This window comes from Tenacibaculum adriaticum, from assembly GCF_008124875.1.
In the GTDB taxonomy this organism is placed as follows: domain Bacteria; phylum Bacteroidota; class Bacteroidia; order Flavobacteriales; family Flavobacteriaceae; genus Polaribacter; species Polaribacter adriaticus.
Genome location: NZ_VNIA01000003.1, coordinates 260,418 through 282,078 on the forward strand (window position 1 = coordinate 260,418; position 21,661 = coordinate 282,078).

At 31.7% G+C, this 21,661-nt stretch carries 20 protein-coding genes; 9 read left to right on the forward strand and 11 right to left on the reverse strand.

Going from position 1 to position 21,661, the window contains the following annotated elements:
• Nucleotides 1-12: 12 nt before the first annotated feature.
• The 3 genes from C7447_RS10230 to C7447_RS10240 form a co-directional block, all read right to left on the reverse strand.
• Nucleotides 13-1,095: an efflux RND transporter periplasmic adaptor subunit gene (locus tag C7447_RS10230; protein WP_148870417.1), complete on the reverse strand. Its 1,083-nt coding sequence runs from the start codon at nt 1,093-1,095 to the stop codon at nt 13-15.
• A 161-nt stretch (nt 1,096-1,256) separates the two neighbouring features.
• Nucleotides 1,257-1,709, reverse strand: coding sequence for a hypothetical protein (locus C7447_RS10235; RefSeq protein WP_148870418.1), 453 nt, complete (start codon nt 1,707-1,709; stop codon nt 1,257-1,259).
• A gap of 178 nt (nt 1,710-1,887) precedes the next feature.
• Nucleotides 1,888-2,553 carry a spermidine synthase gene (locus C7447_RS10240; RefSeq protein ID WP_148870419.1) on the reverse strand — a complete coding sequence of 222 codons (666 nt, stop codon included), beginning with the start codon at nt 2,551-2,553 and terminating at the stop codon, nt 1,888-1,890.
• 1,039 nt (nt 2,554-3,592) lie between these two features.
• Here C7447_RS10240 and katG point away from each other — a divergent pair.
• Both katG and C7447_RS10255 read left to right on the forward strand, forming a co-directional pair.
• Nucleotides 3,593-5,845, forward strand: coding sequence for a catalase/peroxidase HPI (katG, locus tag C7447_RS10250; RefSeq protein ID WP_148870420.1), 2,253 nt, complete (start codon nt 3,593-3,595; stop codon nt 5,843-5,845).
• Nucleotides 5,846-5,911: 66 nt separating this feature from the next.
• Nucleotides 5,912-6,382, forward strand: coding sequence for an ankyrin repeat domain-containing protein (locus C7447_RS10255; RefSeq protein WP_148870421.1), 471 nt, complete (start codon nt 5,912-5,914; stop codon nt 6,380-6,382).
• A gap of 10 nt (nt 6,383-6,392) precedes the next feature.
• Here the strand turns inward: C7447_RS10255 and C7447_RS10260 are convergent, their stop codons facing one another.
• On the reverse strand, nt 6,393-6,683 hold the full coding sequence (locus tag C7447_RS10260) for a hypothetical protein (protein WP_148870422.1): 291 nt from the start codon (nt 6,681-6,683) through the stop codon (nt 6,393-6,395).
• A gap of 123 nt (nt 6,684-6,806) precedes the next feature.
• On the opposite strand from C7447_RS10260, the gene yaaA reads away from it, so the two are divergent.
• Together yaaA and C7447_RS10270 are read left to right on the forward strand one after the other, a co-directional pair.
• Nucleotides 6,807-7,565, forward strand: a complete 759-nt coding sequence (gene yaaA, locus C7447_RS10265) for a peroxide stress protein YaaA (protein WP_148870423.1) — start codon at nt 6,807-6,809, stop codon at nt 7,563-7,565.
• The gene (locus C7447_RS10270) at nt 7,566-8,081 is read left to right on the forward strand and encodes a GNAT family N-acetyltransferase (RefSeq protein ID WP_148870424.1); all 516 of its coding nucleotides are present in this window, start codon (nt 7,566-7,568) and stop codon (nt 8,079-8,081) included.
• Here C7447_RS10270 and C7447_RS10275 read toward each other — a convergent pair.
• The gene (locus tag C7447_RS10275; RefSeq protein ID WP_148870425.1) at nt 8,078-9,505 is read right to left on the reverse strand and encodes an L-serine ammonia-lyase; all 1,428 of its coding nucleotides are present in this window, start codon (nt 9,503-9,505) and stop codon (nt 8,078-8,080) included. The two genes, C7447_RS10270 and C7447_RS10275, sit on opposite strands and share 4 nt — an antisense overlap.
• An 86-nt stretch (nt 9,506-9,591) precedes the next feature.
• Nucleotides 9,592-9,933: a DUF2853 family protein gene (locus C7447_RS10280; protein ID WP_148870426.1), complete on the reverse strand. Its 342-nt coding sequence runs from the start codon at nt 9,931-9,933 to the stop codon at nt 9,592-9,594.
• Nucleotides 9,934-10,183: 250 nt separating this feature from the next.
• Between C7447_RS10280 and C7447_RS10285 the strand changes: the two genes are divergently transcribed.
• On the forward strand, nt 10,184-11,530 hold the full coding sequence (locus C7447_RS10285) for a tetratricopeptide repeat protein (RefSeq protein WP_246143056.1): 1,347 nt from the start codon (nt 10,184-10,186) through the stop codon (nt 11,528-11,530).
• On the opposite strand, the gene C7447_RS10290 is transcribed toward C7447_RS10285, so the two are convergent.
• From C7447_RS10290 to C7447_RS10300, 3 genes are read right to left on the reverse strand one after another with little or no spacing between them, the layout of a single operon-like run.
• Complete coding sequence (locus C7447_RS10290) at nt 11,531-12,211, reverse strand: leucine-rich repeat domain-containing protein (protein WP_148870428.1); 681 nt, start codon at nt 12,209-12,211, stop codon at nt 11,531-11,533.
• A gap of 37 nt (nt 12,212-12,248) precedes the next feature.
• Complete coding sequence (locus C7447_RS10295; protein WP_148870429.1) at nt 12,249-12,830, reverse strand: hypothetical protein; 582 nt, start codon at nt 12,828-12,830, stop codon at nt 12,249-12,251.
• 11 nt (nt 12,831-12,841) lie between these two features.
• A complete protein-coding gene (locus tag C7447_RS10300) occupies nt 12,842-14,566 on the reverse strand; it encodes a sodium:solute symporter family protein (protein WP_148870430.1) in 1,725 nt (574 codons plus the stop codon).
• Nucleotides 14,567-14,694: 128 nt separating this feature from the next.
• On the opposite strand from C7447_RS10300, the gene pfkA reads away from it, so the two are divergent.
• The 3 genes from pfkA (at nt 14,695) to C7447_RS10315 (ending at nt 17,141) form a co-directional block, all read left to right on the forward strand.
• Entirely contained in the window at nt 14,695-15,681 is a 987-nt protein-coding gene (gene pfkA, locus C7447_RS10305; protein ID WP_148870431.1) for a 6-phosphofructokinase, read from the forward strand.
• Between the two features lie 20 nt (nt 15,682-15,701).
• The gene (gene gap, locus C7447_RS10310; protein ID WP_148870432.1) at nt 15,702-16,694 is read left to right on the forward strand and encodes a type I glyceraldehyde-3-phosphate dehydrogenase; all 993 of its coding nucleotides are present in this window, start codon (nt 15,702-15,704) and stop codon (nt 16,692-16,694) included.
• Between the two features lie 84 nt (nt 16,695-16,778).
• Entirely contained in the window at nt 16,779-17,141 is a 363-nt protein-coding gene (locus C7447_RS10315; RefSeq protein ID WP_148870433.1) for a methylglyoxal synthase, read from the forward strand.
• A gap of 68 nt (nt 17,142-17,209) precedes the next feature.
• Here the strand turns inward: C7447_RS10315 and C7447_RS10320 are convergent, their stop codons facing one another.
• Nucleotides 17,210-17,590 carry a Rid family detoxifying hydrolase gene (locus C7447_RS10320; protein ID WP_148870434.1) on the reverse strand — a complete coding sequence of 127 codons (381 nt, stop codon included), beginning with the start codon at nt 17,588-17,590 and terminating at the stop codon, nt 17,210-17,212.
• An 11-nt stretch (nt 17,591-17,601) separates the two neighbouring features.
• Nucleotides 17,602-20,163: a putative LPS assembly protein LptD gene (locus tag C7447_RS10325; RefSeq protein WP_246143057.1), complete on the reverse strand. Its 2,562-nt coding sequence runs from the start codon at nt 20,161-20,163 to the stop codon at nt 17,602-17,604.
• A 245-nt stretch (nt 20,164-20,408) separates the two neighbouring features.
• On the opposite strand from C7447_RS10325, the gene C7447_RS10330 reads away from it, so the two are divergent.
• Nucleotides 20,409-21,614 (forward strand): N-acetylmuramoyl-L-alanine amidase family protein, encoded by a 1,206-nt coding sequence (locus tag C7447_RS10330; RefSeq protein ID WP_148870435.1) that lies wholly within the window; start codon nt 20,409-20,411, stop codon nt 21,612-21,614.
• Nucleotides 21,615-21,661: the final 47 nt, after the last annotated feature.

A 21,661-nucleotide genomic window follows, 5' to 3' on the forward strand; every position in this document is an offset into this window, starting at 1 on the left:
TTTAAGATTTAATTATTCGGCATACAGATCTAAGTTAGATAAGACAGAATTTGGCTCTACAAATTCAACATTTATCTTCTCTTGATCTTTTACCATTCGTATGCCTTCAAGTAATATTTTATCATTTTCAGACACTCCATTTTCTACAACAAATAAATGTGGTAATTCAGCTCCTACAGTAATTTCTCGTTGTTTTACAACATTGTTTTCATCAACTACAAAAACATATTTTTTATCTAAAATTTCAAAAGTGGCTTTTTGAGGTATGATTGTTACATTTTTAAAAGGAACTTTCATTAAAATGCTTCCCGTTTCACCATGTCTTAAAATACCATCTGGGTTCGGAAAAGTTGCTCTAAAAGCAATGTTACCTGTTTCATTGTTAAATTCACTTTCTATTGTTTCAACAATACCAGTTTGATTAAACAATTTATTGTTAGCCATTAAAAGACCAACTTCTTTTTTGTTACTCTTATCTTTGCTGGTTATATAATCTAGGTATTCTGCTTCTGGTACGTTAAAGTAAACCCACATTTTATTATTATCAGAAAGAGTAGTTAATAATTCACCTTCATCTAAAAGACTTCCTTCTCTCACGTGTAAATGATTCATTATTCCATCAAAAGGAGCTCTAATATCAGTAAAGCTTAAATGAGTTTCAGCTAAAACTACTTCAGCTTTTGCTTTTTCATAATTAGCTTTCGCCATGGCAAGTTCATTTTTAGAGACTACATTTCCATCTGCTAAAAGTGCAGTATTTTGAAATTCAATTTCAGCTACTTTTGCTTCAGCTGTAGCTTTTTGCAAGTCTGCTTTATATATGTTTGGCATAATTTGAAACATTCTCTGTCCTTTTTTTACATACTGCCCTTCATCAACATATACTTTTTTTAAGTATCCTTTTTCTAAAGCTCTTAGTTCAATATGTTGTACAGAATGAATTTGACTTACATAATCTTTAGTAATTGAAGTGTCTTTTTTAATAGGGTTTGTGACTAAAAATTTAATGTATTCTTTTTTTGTCTCTTTTTTTGTTTCGCAGCTTGTATGAATTAGCAGCACAAACAAACTAATGAAAATGAAATTTTTTCTCATTGTTTTACTAGTTTAAATATTTGATTTTTATAAAATGATTATGTATAAGGAAGTTCAAATCCGTCATGGATAAACTACCCTTAAGGTTTTAATAGAAAGACTTAGATTTTCATCTATTTACAGACTATAGAAGTTATTATATTAGTCCGTTTGTGTGTGTATTAAATTCTAAAGACTTGGAATTTTACGTAAAGTCTTAAAGATACCTTACCAAAATAAGGTTTAAAATACTGTATTTTATTCTGAAGTTTAGAAGAAAACCATCCTAATATTTGACTATTACCAAATAAAGTAGATTTGTGATTAAAAGATAAATTTTCATTAACTTCCTCTAGGTTTTCAAGGTCTATAACCTCGGTAATAATTTTGTTTTCATTTTCTTGTTGTGAAGGATTAAATGAAACAAAATTTAGGTGTTGATAAAGAGAATCAGACTTTACGTCAGCGATCTCTTTATGATTATTAAAAAAGGGATTACCTATTGTATTATAATCTTGATTTGCAGGTAGATTTGCAAACCCGCTAAGTAATAGCGCGATTATAAAAAACAAATATTTATTGAATGGTTTTCTCATCAAGAAGGCAAAATTATAGAAATTCGTTAATTCTACCAAGTGAGGTTTGTTTAAAATTAAAGAGTCTCTGTACTTTTGCGAAAAGTGTTGTATTTTGTGTTGGTTTTTAGTTAATTATAATATTTCTATTCGTTTTCTTAGAATTATTTAAATATATAAGGCAAAGTAAAGATGAAACAAAAAAGCTTTTAACTTAAGTTTAAAAAGAAAAGTTATTTTACAGGCTTTTTTTATTGGTAGTTTTATTTGCTATTAAGAGTGAATTAGTTCCTAATATCTTTTCATATTGGAAAGTTTTGTATTCCTTTTTGTTATAAAAATAATTTATAACCGAGTTTCTTTTGTCTTTATTAATTTGATTAATTCCTAAATTAAATATAATAGAGCCTTTTGTAGTGATGATATTAGACAAATTATTACAAAATTCTTCGGTGTAAAATTGTTTAGGAACTTGGTTATCAATAAATAAATCAACAATTATTAAATCGTATTGATTGTTACTATTCTTTACAAAATTAAAAGCATCATATTTTTTAATAACTAAGGTATCTGAAGAAGAAATAAAAAATTCTTTTTGAGCTATATCAATAACTTTCTGATCTAATTCAACTGCTATTATTTTTTTATTGAAACCAAACTTGTTTCTTAATGAAGAAACTATGCTTCCTCCTCCCAGCCCTAACAATAATATAGAGTCAACATTTTTTAAATCGATTTTCGAAATTCCTATTTCCAGTATTTGTTGTAAAGAACCAAAGGAATAATTAGCATTTTTACTATCTAGTATTTTTCGCCCATTGATGAATGTTACTTCCAATATTCCATTATAATCTGAATTTACTTTTGTTGTCTGAGGCCATATATAACTTAAAATTCTTTTCATTTTTAATTACTACTAAAGGGTTTTTGTAAGAATAGAGGGGCTTTATTACTATAATTTTTTATGAAAAATTTATAGATAAAAAAATTGAACAAGTCTTTGATTAGGTACTAAAATAACAATTATTTTAATATCCAAATTATAGCAAGAATTATTTTTTTAGAATATCAATTGCTTGCTCAAACCGGTCTTGGTTATAGTCTAATTTTTTGTTAGGTTGTTTCCTATTACATCATATTTGTATAGGGAATTATATCTTTTTGGAGAATGAGATAAGCAATAGCATGGTGTATCGTATACAGGGTAATCCTGTAAAGTCACTATAATTATCTCCAAGTAATACTGTTTTTTTAGAATGTTTAGCTTTGAATAGTATATCTTTTCTGGCACTTGTACACCATTGTTGTATATAATTCCAACTTTTTCAAGACGTTTTTAGGTTTCATAATTAAGGAGTCAGTTTCTCCTTGAGAAATAAAAGAATTTAGTTCTGCTTTTTCATTTCTCTTAATCCTTTTCTAAAAGCCTGAATAGTTTCTGAATTTATTTGGGTAGAATCTTTCATAATCTCAATACAATAAATCTTGGTGCAATTGAATAATATCCTTAGTTTCATATAACTCTACTGTTTCGTTATCAATTATTGGATCTGTGTAGATGTATAGAATAAGAGAATAAAAGTTTGAAGAATTTCCTCCACCATTATTTCTAACATCAATAAAAAAATAGGGGTTTTTCTCTATGTCTGATATCGCATTATAAAGGGAATTAATATTAAGATGGTTAAAAGGTTAATTATAAGTAGTAAAATTATACATAAAGCTACAAAAATCAGATAAATTGTATGTATTTAGATGTTTAGTTTCTCCTTACTTTTTTAATTCTTTAGATAGTTGTTTTAATTATTGATATATGTGTGTTTTTCAATGTTTTAATGCTGTTGAATAATATATATTTATTTTAATATAAAAAATATAGATAAAAATTATTCAATAGATTATCGTAAATTAGGGGCACTAATTAAATTTTTAATCTATCAAAAATGGAAAAAAAGAATAATTTCGATCATGGAACAGATGGTAAAGCCTGGGAAGTAAATGAGTCAAGTGCAAAATGCCCTTTTTTGAGCAGTGAAATGGATCACGTAGCTGGAGGTGGTACAAGTAATAAAGATTGGTGGCCCAATCAGTTGAACTTAAGTATTTTGCGTCAAAACTCAAATATGGTGGATCCTATGGGTAAGGATTTTAACTATGCAGAAGAGTTTAAAAAATTAGATTTAGAGGCGGTTAAGAATGATATTTATAAATTAATGACAAATAGTCAAGACTGGTGGCCTGCAGATTATGGTCATTACGGTCCTTTATTTATTCGTATGGCATGGCACAGTGCAGGTACTTACCGTATACAAGATGGTCGAGGTGGTGCTGGTTCTGGTTCTCAACGTTTTGCACCACTTAATAGCTGGCCTGATAATGCTAACTTAGATAAAGCCCGATTACTTTTGTGGCCTGTTAAAAAGAAATTTGGTAAAAAATTATCTTGGGCAGATTTATTGATTTTGGCTGGGAATTGTGCTCATGAATCGATGGGATTAAAAATGTTTGGATTTGCTGGTGGACGTGAGGATATTTGGCAACCAGAAGAAGATATTTATTGGGGTTCTGAAACAGAATGGTTAGGCAATAAAGAACGCTACGCAGAAGGAGATTTAGAAGGGCCTCTTGGCGCTGCACATATGGGATTAATCTATGTAAACCCCGAGGGACATAATGGTAACCCTGATCCATTAGAGTCTGCTCGTTATATACGAGATACTTTTGGACGAATGGCAATGAATGATTATGAAACAGTTGCGTTAATTGCTGGAGGGCATACTTTTGGGAAAACGCATGGAGCAGCTGATCCAGAAAAATATGTAAAAGAGGAACCCGCTGCTGCAGGCATTGAAGCTCAAAGTATGGGTTGGAGCAATAGCTTCGGAAGTGGTAAAGGAGCAGATACTATTACTAGTGGTATTGAAGGAGCATGGACAAACACACCAACAAAATGGAGTCATACATTTTTTCAAAATTTATTTGGATATGATTGGGAATTAACGAAGAGCCCAGCAGGAGCTCATCAATGGAAACCAAAAAACAATGAAGGCGCAGGTACAGTTCCAGATGCACATAGACCTGATGTTAAGCATGCTCCGTTTATGTTGACTACAGACCTTTCCTTAAAAATAGATCCAGTATATGAGAAAATATCAAGACATTTTTTAGAAAACCCTGAAGAGTTTGCAGATGCTTACGCACGAGCTTGGTTTAAATTGACGCATAGAGATATGGGACCTATAGAACGCTATTTAGGGCCAGAAGTGCCACAAGAAAAATTACTATGGCAAGATCCTATTCCTCCTGTTGATCATGAATTGATTGATGATCAAGATATAGCTGAATTAAAAGAAAATATCTTAGCTTCTGGTTTGTCTATTGCCGAGTTAGTTTCTACAGCTTGGGCATCTGCTTCTACTTTTAGAGGCTCAGATAAACGTGGTGGAGCCAATGGAGCGCGTATAAGATTAGAGCCTCAAAGAAGTTGGAAAGCTAACAACCCCGAACAATTAAGTAAAGTTTTAGATATATTTAGTCGTATTCAGATAGAATTCAACGAATCTCAATCAGGAAATAAAAAAGTTTCTTTAGCTGATCTTATTGTTTTAGGAGGCTGTGCAGCTGTTGAGAAATCGGTTAAAAACGGTGGTTTAGATATTGAAGTGCCTTTTACTCCAGGTCGTACAGATGCAAGTGCCGAACAAACAGATATTGAAGCTTTTGAAGCTCTCGAGCCACATATAGATGGTTTCCGTAATTTTACTAAAAAGGTCTATAGAGCTACAGCAGAAGAACTTTTATTGGATAAAGCCCAATTACTAACTTTAACGGCTCCAGAAATGACTGTTTTGATAGGAGGAATGAGAGCTCTCAATGCTAATTATGATCATTCTAAACATGGTATATTTACTGATCGACCAGAAACACTTACTAACGATTTCTTTGGAAATTTACTAGATTTAAATACAACATGGAAGGCAGTTTCTGAAGATGAAGAATTATTTGAAGGTAGAGACCGTAATACAGGTGAAATAAAATGGACAGGAACGCGTGTAGACCTTATTTTTGGTTCAAATTCTGAATTACGTGCAATTGCAGAAGTTTATGCATGTGATGATGCTAATGAGCGATTTGTAAATGATTTTATAGCGGTATGGGATAAAGTGATGAATTTAGATCGTTTTGATTTAAAATAAATTAAAAGTAATTATAAAAAGGAGTGAGGTTTTAGGCTCACTCCTTTTTAGTTTTAAAATTAGGAAATGAAGGAGATAAATAGTTTGTTTGAAAGTATTCAAACAAGAGATGATAATAGATTAGAAAAATTACTAAAGGCAAATCCTAAATTGGTAGAGGTAAAAGACATGCGTGGTTTTACCCCATTAATTTTTGCAACGTATTTTGATAATGAAATGGCCACTAAATTATTAATTGAGCATCACGCGCCGATTGATGCTAAGGACGACTCGGGAAATACTGCTTTAATTGGTGTGAGTTTTAAAGGAAACAATAAGATAGCCTCCTATTTAATTCAACATGGAGCAGATGTGAATGCAGTTAATAATAAAGGGACTACACCATTGATTTTTGCGACAGAATATAATAAAAAGGATATTGTTAAATTACTTTTAGAGAATAATGTAGATATATCTATAAAAGATAATGAAGGAAAAACGGCTTATAATTATGCAGATGAGAAAGGTTTTAATTCGTTAGCTGAATTACTTAAATAAAAAAGTACTTTTAACGAAGTGTTTTTTGTTCATCAGATAAAATTCGAGTTCTTTTGGTTGGTTTAGATTTTTTTATGTCGTAAAGACCTGTTGTGTCAATATTACATACTTCACCTAAAATAGTATAGATGTTTTGGAGGTTTTCATTAGAATTCTCTACATACCAACATTTATTTGAAATACTCCATTTTGCACCTTTTATAGATTTTACAAGAGCAATAAGTTCTTTGTTATAAGAAAAGCGAATAGCTATTTGGTCTTTATTGTGATGATGAATAAGAGATAATTTAACCTTTTTCATAAGCAGAATTTAATCTATTAAAATAATAAAAAATATTTATAGTGTGAGGTTAATCTTCTATAGAGCTTGTACGTTTGTTTTTATTGAAAGTCGTATTTTTACTTTCCAAGAAGTAAGTTTTTTATGAAAATAATTATATCACCAGCAAAGTCGTTAGATTTTGAAACCAAAGCACCAACTAGTTTACATACAACTCCGCAGTTTTTAGAGCAATCAACAAAGTTGAATAAGAAACTAAAAACCTTATCGAGAAAAAAATTGTCAGAATTAATGAAGATTTCTGATGATTTGGCTTCGTTAAATTATGAACGAAATCAAAGCTGGGAAACTCCATTTACGGCTAATAATGCCAAACAAGCAATTTTTAGTTTTACAGGTGAAGTATATCGCGGTATAAATGCAACTACGATTTCAGAAGAAAAACTTCCTGTATTACAAGATAAATTACGCATTTTATCAGGTTTATATGGTTTATTAAAGCCGTTGGATTTGATTCAGCCTTATCGCTTAGAAATGGGAACAAAACTAAAAGTAGGGAGAGCTGATAATTTGTATAGGTTTTGGGGTGATGATTTGGTAAAATCATTAAATGAAGAGATGAGTGATGATGAATTGTTAGTCAATTTAGCAAGTGCTGAATATTTTAAAGCACTTCCTAAAAAAAAGTTGAAAGTACCAATGATTACTCCAGTGTTTAAAGATTTTAAAAACGGACAATATAAAATAATTATGACGTTTGCTAAAAAAGCACGTGGTTTAATGGTGCGTTATATTATTGATAATGATGTTGAAACATTAGAAGAATTAAAAGGTTTTAATGTAGATGGATATGGTTTTTCTGAAGAAATGTCTACAGATACAGAATTGGTTTTTACTCGTTAAATGAAAATCAGAGAAGCAACATTTGAAGATGCTGAGGTTATTTCATTACTAGCCAGAGTAACTTTTGATGAAACTTTTGGACATCTATTTAAAGATCGTCAAGATTTACTCGATTATTTTGACAGAACTTTTTCGGTTCAAAAACTTAGAAACTCAATAGCAAGTAAAAACAATAAATTTTGGCTAGCTTTTGTAAATGAATTACCTGTTGGCTATGCTAAATTAAAAGTGCATTCACTTTCAGAATTTATTTTGCAGAAAGAAAGAGTGTCTCAGTTGCAGAAAATTTATGTACTCAAAGATTTTTTGTCTAAAAAAATTGGCTTTCAATTGCAAGAAACCTTACTTTCAAAAGCCAAAGAACTTAATAGCAAAATAATTTGGTTGTCGGTATTACACACAAACGAGCGTGCAATTAACTTTTACCTTAAAAACGGATTTTCTTCCGTAGGAAAACACATTTTTTCTATAGGAAAAGAAGATTTTGAATTTGTAGCGATGGGTAAACCGCTTTAACAATCAGCTAAGCCTACTGTAATTGCCAATCCGCCTTCTGAGGTTTCTTTGTAATTACGGTTCATATCTTTTGCGGTTTCCCACATGGTGTCAATTACTTTATCTAACGGCACTTTCGATTCCTTCGGATTTGTTTCTAAAGCTAATTCCGCAGCATTGATAGCTTTAATAGCCCCCATGGCATTTCGCTCTATACAAGGAACTTGTACCAAACCACCAATTGGGTCGCAAGTTAATCCTAAGTGATGTTCCATAGCAATTTCTGCAGCTACTAAACATTGTGATGGAGTACCGCCCAAAAGTTCAGTAAGCGCAGCAGCAGCCATAGCTGAGGAAACTCCAATTTCTGCTTGACAACCACCCATAGCGGCAGAAATGGTGGCATTTTTCTTAAATATGGAGCCTATTTCACCAGCAACCAATAAAAACTTTTTAATGTGTTCAAAATTGGCTTCGTGATTTTCGATAACCAAATAGTACATTAAAACAGCAGGAATTACACCCGCACTTCCGTTAGTGGGCGCTGTAACAACACGTCCAAGCGCAGCATTCACTTCGTTAACAGCGAGTGCGCAACAACTAACCCATTTTAAAATTTCTCTAAACTTAACTTCCGTATTTCTAATAGCAACAATCCATTCTTGCGGATTCGTATACACTGCTTCTTTAATGAGTTTTTGATGGGTAGCGTAAGCACGTCTTTTAACGTTTAAACCACCCGGTAATATACCTTCGGTATGGCAACCAATATACATACTCTCTAACATGGTTTCCCAAATGCGAAGTAACTCTAAATCAATTTCGTTGGCAGGTTTTAAAACCAATTCATTTTCAAATACTATTTCAGAAATCGATTTGTTTTGATGTTCGCAATACACTTCAAGCTCAATAGCTCTGTTAATGGGAAACGGAAAGTTTTGTTTGGTAATTTCTATATCTTCATCCTTTTCGATGTCTTCTTGAATTATAAATCCGCCACCAATAGAGTAGTAGGTTTCGGCAGAAATTTCTTTTCTTTTGGATGAAAGCCCTCTAAAAGTTAATCCATTGGCATGAAAAGGGAGAAATTCACGATTAAAAACAACATCTTTAATAGAAAAGTCTATCATCTTTTCAAAATTGAAATGTAGTTGTTGTTTGTTGTTAATTTGGGTAATGATATTTTGAATTTCATCAATAGGAATAAATTCAGGATCTGTACCACTTAACCCTAATAAAATGGCTAAATCTGTCGCATGTCCTTTACCAGTTAGCGATAAAGAACCATATAGGTCTACTTTAATGTTATCAACTAAATGAAAAATATTAGAAGATTTTAATTGTTGAATCCATTGTTGTGCTGCACGCCAAGGACCTAATGTGTGAGAACTAGATGGGCCCACACCGATTTTTAGCATATCAAATACACTAATAAATTGAGCCATAAATTTGTTGTTTGTTTGTATATCAAAAATAAAGAATCCCATCATGATTTTACACATAATGGGATTTATTTTATAAAAAGAAAATTTTACATTCCGTAAACGCTTTCTTTTTTAAAGTGTACAGCTAACATGTAATATACAACAGCTCTATATTTATTTCTTTCAGACTTTCCGATTTTTTCTACAACAGAAGCGATAGCATCATCTAATTTTGGGCCATCACTTAGACCTAATTTCTTTATTAGGAAGTTTTTCTTCACAGTTTCTAACTCTTTAGCATCAGAACCAGAAACAGTTTCAGCATCTCTTTTATAAATAGATGGACCTAAACCTTTTGTTACTGCTTTTAATAAATCAGCATTGTATTTAAGGCCTTTGTCATCCATAAATTTTTGATACTGTGCTACTTTTTCATCAAATTTACTCATAATAATTATTTAAAAGTTTATAAAAAAATTAGTTAAATCATTTCAACCTCTCAAATATAGAAAAAATAATAATGCATATCAATAAGCTGATAGACAAATAATCATAAAAATTGTTTGGTATAGATACTGATAACTGTTAATTAAATTGTTGAAAACTAATAAGTTTTTATGTTAACAAACTACTTTGTTGTAGTAGTTTTATCTAGTAATTCAAATCCAATAGCCTATGTCTCTATCAAAATTTGAATCCATGTTGAAAACCAACAACGTGTACTTTTTCGATGCCACCGAATTTGAGGATATCATTCAGCATTATTTAAATATTGGCAAACATTCTTTAGCTAAAAAAGCAGTTCAATTAGGATTAGAGCAGCATCCTGGATCTATAGATTTAAAATTGTTAAAGGTAGAGTTGTTTATTTTTGAAGATAGATTAGAAACAGCAATTCAATTACTTTCAGAAATTGAAGCGGTTGAACCACATAATGATGAGGTTTTCATTCAGAAAGCAACCATATTATCAAAAAACAGAAAACACGAAGAAGCGGTTGTACTCCTTAAAAGATCTTTAGAATTTGCAGAAGATCCAGTAGATATCTGGGCGATGATAGGGATGGAGTATATGTATTTAGATGATTATGAAAATGCGCGTTTAAATTTTGCAAAATGTATTGATGTAGATTATGAGGATTACTCTTCTCTATACAACATTATATATTGCTTTGAGATGCAAGATAATTATGAAGATGCAATTCGTTTTTTAAATTCTTATCTAGATGAAAATCCATACAGTGAAGTAGCGTGGCATCAGTTAGGAAGACAATACTTTGAATTGAAGATGTTTAAAGAAGCGCTTACTTCTTTTGATTATTCGGTGTTGATAGACGAAGGTTTTATTGGCGGATATTTAGAAAAAGCCAAAACATTAGAACAGTTAGATCGTTACGAAGAGGCAATAGAAAATTATTTAATAACGTTAGAGCTAGACGATCCCACTGCATATGCTTATGTTAGAATAGGAGAGTGTTATGAGAAATTAGCTATTTTTGAAACAGCCATAAAATACTATAAAAAAGCGGTGTACGAAGATCCGTTATTAGATAGAGGTTGGGTATTGTTAACGAATGCCTATTGCGAAGCGGAAAACTATCATAAAGCAATATACTACATAAACAAAGCGTTGCAAATAGACGATTCAAATTTTATTTACTGGCGTAAGTATGCAGATATTAATATCAAATTAGAATTTTATGAAGAAGCGGTTAAAGCTTTTTATAAATGTTTAGATTTAGGTGATGAAGAAATTGAAATTTATATAGCTCTTGCTGATGTTTTGTTGTTTTTAGGAGAATTTGATGATGCTTTAAAAATATTAATCAAAGCAAAAAAAACATATAAAGAGTTTGCGGAAATTGAGTATCGTCTTTGTGGTTTGTTTACGATTTTAAGCAAAAAGGAATATGGGTTAACCCATCTTAAAAACGGATTAGCAATAGATTTTGATTACCATAACATTGTAAAAGATCTATATCCTACAGTGTTTGGTGCTAAAGAAATTAAAGAGGTAATTAAAAATTTTCAAAAAGCAGTAAAGTAATTATTCCCATTCAATTTTACATTTTCTTGGGGTACGTAATTTAATTTTACCTTTTTCGTAATCGTCAAATTGATTATCATTAAGTTTTAAAAGCTGAAGATTTTTTAAAGGAATTAAAACATCAGAAATCTTGTATAGGTTGTTTTTATGAAGTTTTAAGGCTTGTAATTTTGTTAAGTTGTTAAATGAAGCAGGTAAGAAAGCTAATATGTTATGAGAAGCATATAATTTTCGTAGTTGTTTTAACTCACCAAAATCGATAGGAAGCTCCGTAATCTTATTGCGTTGAATGTATAATCTTTCCAAGTTTTCTAATTCTATAATTGCATCAGGTAGCTCGGTTAAATTATTATAACTAAGGCTTAAATAACTAAGATTGGTTAAATAGGCTATTTGTTTCGGGAGTTTATGAATCGAATTTCTTGAGAAGTTAACATATTCTAAATTTTTTAAGCTGAAAAGAAGCGTGTCTATTTCTTGAATATTATTCTTTTTAAGATTAAGTTTTTTTAAGTTAATGAATAGCTCAATTCCCTTTGGAATCTCATTCAAACCTTGTTCTGATAAATCTAACTCAATTACAGTAGATGGATCTTTTAAGGCTTCTTCTAGCGAGGTAAATTCTTGAGCGTTACTAAAAGTAGAAATAAATAGACATAAAAGGGTAATTGTCTTTTTCATTGAATGTCTTTTGTTGAAAGGGGTAGTAGGTTTATTTTTATTTCGTCAATTTTATTTTCTTTTTGTTTTCGTATCGAAATTCATTTAAATTGTTTAGTTCAAGTGCAATTTTTTCTTTCCATTCCGCTATTTTTTTGTCATTCAGGCCTCTTCTTGTTTCTTTTGCTAATAATAGTCTTTCATTTGAAAATTCTGCCATTATTTCATTGCTGATTTGATTTAAAACATTAAAACCATTAGCTATTTTATTTTTGTTTTTTAGGAGGCGCTTTCTGAATTTACGAGTATAAATTTCAGATAAATCAAATTGTATTTGTTGAAAATCTATATGTTTATGAATATCTTTTATTTTAGTTGTATCAATCCATGAAGCATTTCTTAGAAATATAGAGCTAACTCTTTGGTTTAAATTTCGTTTAAAGAAATCAAATCCTTTAGCTTCATGAGATATTACTAATTGGGTGTAAATAGCATCGTTTGAAGAGTCACTTATTTTAATTTTGTAGTCATCAACGGTTAACTTATCAACAGAACTCCATCTTTTTTGACCTGATAATAAGTTTTGGCTGAAAGAAATACTAGAGATAAGTAGTGTAATAAGTAATATTCTTTTTTTCATAATTTCAATAACTAAATCTTTTTCCAAATTCTCTGTAAAATAAACATGCAAACTCCAGTTAAAACTGTAAATCCTAATGCCAAGGTAGTTTTACCATAAATCCAATTCCCTGTAGCAAATAAGAAGCTATACACACCAATCGTTCCGGTTACAAACGCTACAATTTTCGCGCCAATGTTTTTAAACTTGTCTTCGCCTTCAAAAATTAGGTTGTCAAATCTATCTAATGTTTTTGAATCGGTAGGCTGGGTGAGAAGTGTTATTAAAATCCAACCAATGGTAGTAATAACCACACCAGTTATTAATTGCCAATAACCAGCAATTTCAAACATAGGGTTTTCCATTTTTCCGTTTACAAAAAAGATCAATGCAATTACAAAAGAAATCGCCATAGCAGCCATTTCGCTATACGGATTTATACGATGCCAAAACCAACGTAAAATGAATAGTAAACCAGTACCTGCACCAATTTGTAATAATAAGTCAAAGACATCTTTGGCAGATTGTAGATAAAACGAAAACAAAGCAGCACAAACCATTAATAAAACAGTAGAAATTCTACCAATAATTACCTTTTGTTTTTCCGATGCTTCTTGGTTAATAAACCTTCCGTAAAAATCATTTACAATATAAGAGCTTCCCCAATTTAATTGTGTAGAAATGGTACTCATAAATGCAGCGATTAACGAAGTTAATACGATTCCTAGTAAGCCAGCAGGTAAATAGGTCATCATTGCAGCATAGGCAACATCATGTCCTTGCATTTCTGCTGATAATTTAGGAAAAGCAGTATTGATACTTTCTAAATTAGGGAATAAAATTAAAGATGCTAAACCTACTAAAATCCAAGGCCATGGACGTAAAGCAAAATGTGCAAAATTGAAAAATAAGGTTGCCCAAGTCGCATTTTTTTCATCTTTAGCAGCTAACATACGTTGCGCTATGTACCCACCACCACCAGGTTCTGCCCCAGGATACCAAGTACTCCACCACTGTACAGCGAACGGAATGATAAATAAAGTTATTAATGCTTCTTTATCAGAAAAATCAGGAAACATTGCTAATTTACTACTAACACCTTCATGAGTTAATAAGGTGTCGAGTCCACCAATTTCTGGTAGATTTACGATATAAATGGTGGCCCAAACAGAACCTATCATTGCAATTACAAACTGTACAAAATCAGTTAATAAAACACCTTTTAATCCTCCTAAAGAGGAATAGATTACAACAATTATAGATGAATATATAAGCATTTCTCCTTGAGAGATTCCTAATAAAATATTTGCAATTTTAGCTCCAGCTAAACAAACCCCTGCCATGGTAATAATATTAAAGATTACACCGAGGTATATGGCTCTAAAACCACGTAAAAAACTTGCCATTTTACCTGAGTAACGCAATTCGTAAAACTCTAAATCGGTTGTAATTCCTGATTTTCGCCATAATTTAGCATAAAAGAAAACGGTTAACATACCTGTAAGTAGCATTGCCCACCAAACCCAATTACCAGAAACGCCGTTTTTACGAACCAACTCGGTTACTAAACCAGGTGTATCTGCAGCAAAAGTGGTTGCAACCATAGAAACTCCTAATAACCACCAAGGCATGTTCCTGCCAGATAAAAAGAATTCAGAACTGTTTTTTCCAGCCGATTTTGAAGCCCATAACCCTATTAATAAAGAGATAAGGAAAAACCCGATAATAATTGCGTAATCTAAGATGCTTAAATTCATAGTATTGGTTTAAGCGCTAAATGTAACTAAATATTTTATAATGTTAAATCTTTGCGAATATCGAAAACGATTTCGCATTTTTTTGATTAAAAATGATAAATATTAAGTAAATTTGATATTCGATTTTTATGACAAAAAAACTAAAAAAAATAGCGGTGATGACTTCAGGAGGTGATGCTCCAGGAATGAATGCAGCGATTCGTTCAGTAGTGCGTACATGTGCATACTATAGTACGGAATGTGTTGGTATCTATAGAGGTTATCAAGGAATGATAGAAGGCGATTTTGTGACTATGACAGCACGAAGTGTAAATAATATTATTCAAAAAGGAGGGACGATTTTAAAATCAGCACGATCTAAAGAATTTATGACTGCCGAAGGAAGAAAAAAAGCCTGCGACAATTTAAAAGAACATGATATAGATGGTCTTGTGGTAATTGGAGGAGATGGTTCTTTTACAGGGGGTGTTGTTTTTAATAAAGAGCACAACTTTCCAGTAATTGGTATTCCTGGGACTATTGATAATGATATTTTCGGAACCTCTCATACATTAGGTTACGATACAGCTTTAAATACTGCGATGGACGCGATTGATAAAATTCGCGACACAGCATCTTCACATAACCGATTGTTCTTTGTTGAGGTGATGGGACGTGATGCAGGTTTTATAGCTTTAAATACAGGTGTTGGAGCGGGAGCAGAAGAAATTTTAATTCCTGAAGAAGATTTAGGTTTAGACAGAATGTTAGAGTCACTTAAAAAAAGTCGTCGTTCTGGAAAGTCATCAAGTATTGTGGTAGTAGCAGAAGGAGATAAATCTGGTAGAAACGTATATCAATTAGCTGAATATGTCGAGGAAAATATGCCTGAGTATGAAGTAAGAGTGTCCGTATTAGGTCACATGCAAAGAGGAGGTTCGCCAACTTGTTTTGACAGGGTTTTAGCAAGTCGATTAGGGGTAAAAGCAGTTGAGTTACTCATAGATGGTAAATCGAATTTAATGGTAGGTTTAAAGAATGATAAAGTTAGTACTACCGATTTAGAAAAAGCAATTAAAGGTCAATGTGAAATAGATATGGAGCTCTTACGAGTTTCTGATATTATGACCACATAGTTTATAAACAAACAAAAGACATGATAAAAATAGGAATTAATGGATTTGGAAGAATCGGACGTTTAGCGTTTCGTTCTGCAATGCAAAGAGATAATGTTCAAGTAGTAGCAATTAACGATTTGTTAGATGTTGAATATTTAGCATATTTATTAAAATATGATTCTGTTCATGGTCGTTTTAACGGAACAGTTGAAGTAAAAGACGGGCATTTAGTAGTTAACGGGCAAACAGTTCGTGTTACTGCGGATAGAAATCCGGAAAACTTAAAATGGAATGAAGTTGGAGCAGATTATGTAATAGAATCTACAGGTTTCTTTTTAACGAAAGAAAAAGCAGGTCTACATTTAGAAGGAGGAGCTAAAAAAGTAATTATTTCTGCACCATCTAAAGATGCGAATATGTATGTAATGGGTGTAAATCACAAAGGTATGACTGCGGGTGAAACTATTGTTTCTAATGCTTCTTGTACTACAAACTGTTTAGCACCTTTGGCAAAAGTAATTCAAGATAACTTTGGTTTGGTAGAAGGATTAATGACTACAATTCACGCTGCAACATCTGGTCAAGATGCAGTAGATAGTCCTAATAGTAATTGGAGAAGAGGTCGTTCTGTGTTAAATAATATGATACCAACAACAACAGGAGCAGCGGTAGCGGTAACAAAAGTTATTCCTGAGTTGAAAGGTAAATTAACAGGAATGGCGGTTCGTGTACCAACTGCGGATGTTTCTTTGGTTGACTTAACATTTAGAACTAAAAAAGCAACTTCATTAAAAGAAATATTAGCGAAATTAAAAGAAGCTTCTGAAGGTGAGCTAAAAGGAATTTTAGGATATACAGAAGATGAGGTCGTTTCTCAAGATTTTGTTACTGAAACAAGAACGTCGGTAATTGATGCAAAAGCAAGTTTAGAGTTAAACGAAAATTTCTTTAAAGTGATTTCTTGGTACGATAACGAGTATGGTTATGCAACTAAAATTGTAGATTTGGTCGAGCATACGGCTTCATTATAATGAAATAAGAAATCCCGCTTTTTGCGGGATTTTTTATATCTTGTTTCCTGCGAAAAGCAGGATTTTACTTTTTTAATTAAATATATGGAAATAGCAATTATAGCACATGATGGTAAAAAAGCAGAAATGGTTCAGTTTTTAAATGAACACGCTGAAATTTTGCATCAAAAAAATATAGATTTAATTTCTACAGGAACCACAGGGTCGAAAGTAGAAAAAGCAGGTTTTAAAGTAAGAAAGTTTTTATCAGGACCTTATGGAGGTGATGCGCAAATTGCAGTCAGAATTGCCGAAGGGTTATGTGATATGGTTATTTTTTTTAGAGATCCGTTGGAGAAACATCCACATGAGCCAGATATTTTTATGTTAATGCGTTTGTGTGATGTACACAATGTTCCGTTAGCAACAAACCCTGCGACTGCAGAGTTATTAATGAAAGCGGTATAAAAAGGAAAGCTGTGATAAGCTTTCCTTTTTATATTATATTATTTTTTTTAGTTCTAAAAGCCTTACTGCTATTTAACAGCAATCATGCTAATTTCCACATTTACAAATTTGGGTAAATTAGCAACTTCTACTGTTTCTCTTGCGGGTGCTGTCGCTTCATTAAAATAGGTTGCGTAAACTTTATTAATTGCTGAGAAGTTATGCATGTCAGAAATAAAAATAGAAGTTTTAACGACATTCTCAAAAGTCATTTCAGCTTTGGATAAAACCGCTTTCATATTTTCCATTACTTGCTTCGTTTCAGAAAAGATATCCTCTAAAACTAATTCACCTGTTATAGGATTGATCGCAATTTGACCAGAAGTATACAAAGTGTTTCCACTTAAAATGGCTTGGTTATATGGGCCAATTGGAGTAGGAGCATCATCCGTAGTTATTATTTTTTTCATAAGTTTTTAGTTTAAAAAAGTGTTCTATCTGGTGGTTTATTTTTATCCCATTTTAAGTCGCTTAGCATTGATGATTTCACTCCAATAAAGAAGTTGTACGAAGTTCTGGTTCCGAAAGGAATCCAGTTAAAATTAAAACGCCAACTATCTAAATCTCTCGAGAAATTTAAACGAGTGTATGAAAAAGCACCACTTTGAATATCATACCCTGAAGCAAAACCTACTTTCCATTTAGGAGTTAATTCAACGTTACCACTAAAACCTAAAGTATGCGATTGTATGCCCGCTATACTATAACCATTATTGGTGTAACTTGAAGAATATACAAAACTTACATTCCAAGGAATGTTTGCATGGTATAATTTAGCTGTTTTTTCAGTATCTTTTTTATTGGCACTGGCTCTTTGATTTGGAAAACCATTTGTAGGGTTAATATCAGTTCCTAAAACATCTGGAGGATTATTTTCTGCACCGTTACCACTCTTACTTTCATTATCATCTTCTTTGTTGTCAAAATCCTTGCTAGAAACACTATAGTTTGCAGTTAAAGTAGCTTGCTGTATTCTGAAAATTGAAGGGTTGAATTTATCTATTTGCACTCCTTCTGAAGTAACTTGGTAAGGATCTAAACTTCCCGATAAGTTGACCGCCATTTTATCTTTAAATAATCGTGTGCTAGCAGAGTAACTCACTTTACTCCAACGTAAACTATCTGCAGCAATATTGTAGCTCGTGCTAAAGTTTAAATTGTTTAAAATCATAACTTTTTTATCCTCTTCATCACTATCCTCATCTTTAGGTTTCACTTTGGCTTCTAATACGTTATTCAAGCTAATTCCTATTGAATTTGAAATTCCGCTTCCCGGTTGGCCATAAATACCACTCTCAAAAGGGGTGTAGGTTAAAATATTGTTAGGGTCCGCACTTTGTTGAACTTCAAGTTGATGTTGTGTTGCAAAATCTGGTCGATAGCTCCAAGATATTGAAGGTCTAACTGTATGGCGTAATGCTTTTAGTCGTCCTTTTTTAAAATTAAAAGTACCATAAATATTAGTTGATAATGATACGCCAACATTATATTCATTAAAACGAGTAAAGCCACTAATAGTGTCATTAACTGCGGCTCCTAAATTTCCATTAGAATTTAAAATATTTGGATCATAATGTTTGTTTATTTTATTAAAATACCAAACATCTTTGTAGCTCATATTTGGTGATAAAGTAAAAAACTTAAAAGCTTTTATATTCGTATTTGCGCTTGCGTTGTGTTGTATTCCTGTTTTTGCTTCCTCAAACATTTTAGACGTAAAAAACTCTTCATCTGTAGTGTTGATTAAATATTGACCTTGCATACTGTAGTTTAATCCTACTTTTTGTAAGGCATTTTTCTTAACACCACCTTTACCAGCAAATGGGTAAATTCTATCCATATTTAATTGTAAAGAAGGTAATGTCATTTTAATAACTTCAGTGTTGGAGTTTTGACTATGTGTCATAGTAACGTTCATGTTAAATGGCGTTCCAACAAACTTTTTATAATAACTAATAGATGAATTAAAAGTGTTAGTTAGATACTGAGACTGATCAATTTCATTTAACGATTCTTTATAAAACTTACTGCTTCCTAAATTTACAGAAGCCGATAAACGAGAGTTTGGACTTGATTTAGAATCCTGATTATGGCTCCAAGTTATATTATATTTAGAGGTTTTAGAGTAATCACTAAAACCACGAATTCCAGTGATTAAATTTTGGTATCTAAACCTTAATCCTCCAGAGAATTTGTAACGAACAGAATAATTTGACTCAGTATTTATAGCCCAGCTCCCATTGGAGTAAAGATCACCCGTAACTTGTAAATCGAAATAGTCATTAATAGCAAAATAGTACCCTCCGTTTTGCAAGAAAAAACCTTGCTGGTTGTTTTCCCCCCAAGAAGGGATAATAAAACCAGAAGTTCTAGATTGACTTAACGGAAAATAAGCAAAAGGGAGATATACTGGTGTGGGTACATCTGCTAATACTAAATTGCTCCCACCTACAATAATTTTTTTACCAGGAACTAATTTAGCTTTGTTAGTAGCGATATAGTAATCAGGATTTTCTTTTTTGGAAGTAGTAAAGCGTAGTTTACGCATGTAAATAGTAGAATCATTTACCCGTTTGGTTTGTTCGCCATAGGTAATCATTTCTCCTTGCATAGTTTTTACACCGTAAATAAGTGCCTTTTCTGTTTTAAAATTAAATAAGATAGAATCTTGTTCGGATTCTTGGCTTCCTTGTTTAAAAACAGGTCTTTGCACATAACCTGTGCTATCTTTAAATCCAGTAGCATAAACGGTATTGTTTTTATAATCAACAATAATTTTACCTGCTTTTAAATTTATATCTTGATAGGTTACATGTGCTTTGTTAAAAAGTGTAACTGTTTTATTTTTAGCGTTTTGAATAGTGTAGTCTTCTGCATTGTGGGTTATAATTCCATCAATAACTTCTTTCGGTTTCTTAATAGAATCAGCAACAATAGTATCTTTTTTTTTAGTGATTAAACTATCTGTTTTGTTAGTTAACAAAAGCTTTTTGATAGAATCATTTTTTTTGGGAATGAGAGTGTCTCTTTTAGTTTTTTGAGTAGGAATTATCTTTTCCCCAAGCTCTTGGGAGTTACCTAATTGAAAACAAAAAAGATAAAAAATCAAAAGTATGTACGATAGATTTGCTTTCAATACTATAAATACTATTTTTGTGTTAAGTAAATGTATGGCTCAATATTTGAAGCGCCAAATTATGAAAGCCAAAATTAGTTAATTTTTTATTGATGCAATTCCAAAATTTTCACAAATATACTACCAAACAAACAACTTTGTTTTTAATGTTGTTTTTCTCTTTTTTATTATTGTTTCCAATGTCTTCTCACTCGCAGAAGAAATATAAAGTAGTTTTAGATGCAGGTCATGGAGGTAAGGATCCAGGAAACTTAGGTAATGGATTTAAAGAGAAGTATATAGCGCTAAAAGTGGTGCAGGCTGTAGCAAGAGAGCTAAGAAATTTAAATGATATTGATGTTGTTTTAACGCGAGATAAAGATGTTTTTATAGAATTACATAACCGTGCAAAAATAGCCAATGATGAGAAAGCTGATTTGTTTGTGTCTATTCATTGTGATGCTTTTCATAGATCAGATCCTCATGGAGCAGGGACTTTTGTTTTAGGTTTGCGTGGTAATCAAGGAAATTTTGAAATAGCGAAAAGAGAAAATGCCGTAATTTTATTAGAGGATGATTATAAGCAAAATTATGATTATGATCCTAACTCACCAGAATCTGTGATTGGTTTATCAGTGTTACAGGAGGAAAATTTAGATGAAAGTTTAACATTAGCAGGATTAATTCAAAATAATTTTGTTGAGGTAAAACGATACGATCGTAGTGTTAAACAAGATAATTTTTTAGTTTTAAGAGAAACTGTAATGCCAAGTGTGTTAATTGAGCTAGGTTTTTTAACAAATAAAGCTGAAGGAAAGTTTTTAAATTCAAAAGACGGACAGATTAAAATGGCGAAATCCATAGCCAAGGCTATTGAAAAATATATTAAAAATTTAAAACTAAATACCGTTCAAAAAGTAGTTGAAGAAGTAAGTGTGGTAAAAGAAGCATCAGAAAACAATAAACAGGAAGTTGAAAAAGCAAACCAAGAGCTTACCAAACAAGACAACGAGAAAACTGTAGCTACAGTTGTTAAAGTACCAAAAATAGTTACAACACCCTATTTAGAGTTTAAAGTTCAGGTTGCTGCTTCAAAAAAATTTATTCCAACAGAGCCATATAATTTCAAAGGACTGAAAAATATAGAAATGAAAATGATAGATGAGTATTATAAGTATTACTATGGGAGTTCATCTGATTTTGAAGGTATTAAAGAGGCGTTGAAAGAAGTGAAACAAGCAGGGCATAAAGGAGCGTTTGTAGTTGCATTTCAAGATGGAGTGAAAATACCATTAAACCAAGCTTTAAAAAAGCAATAATTTAGAGACAATCTAATCTGTTCTACCAAAAATTATTAGTAATTTCG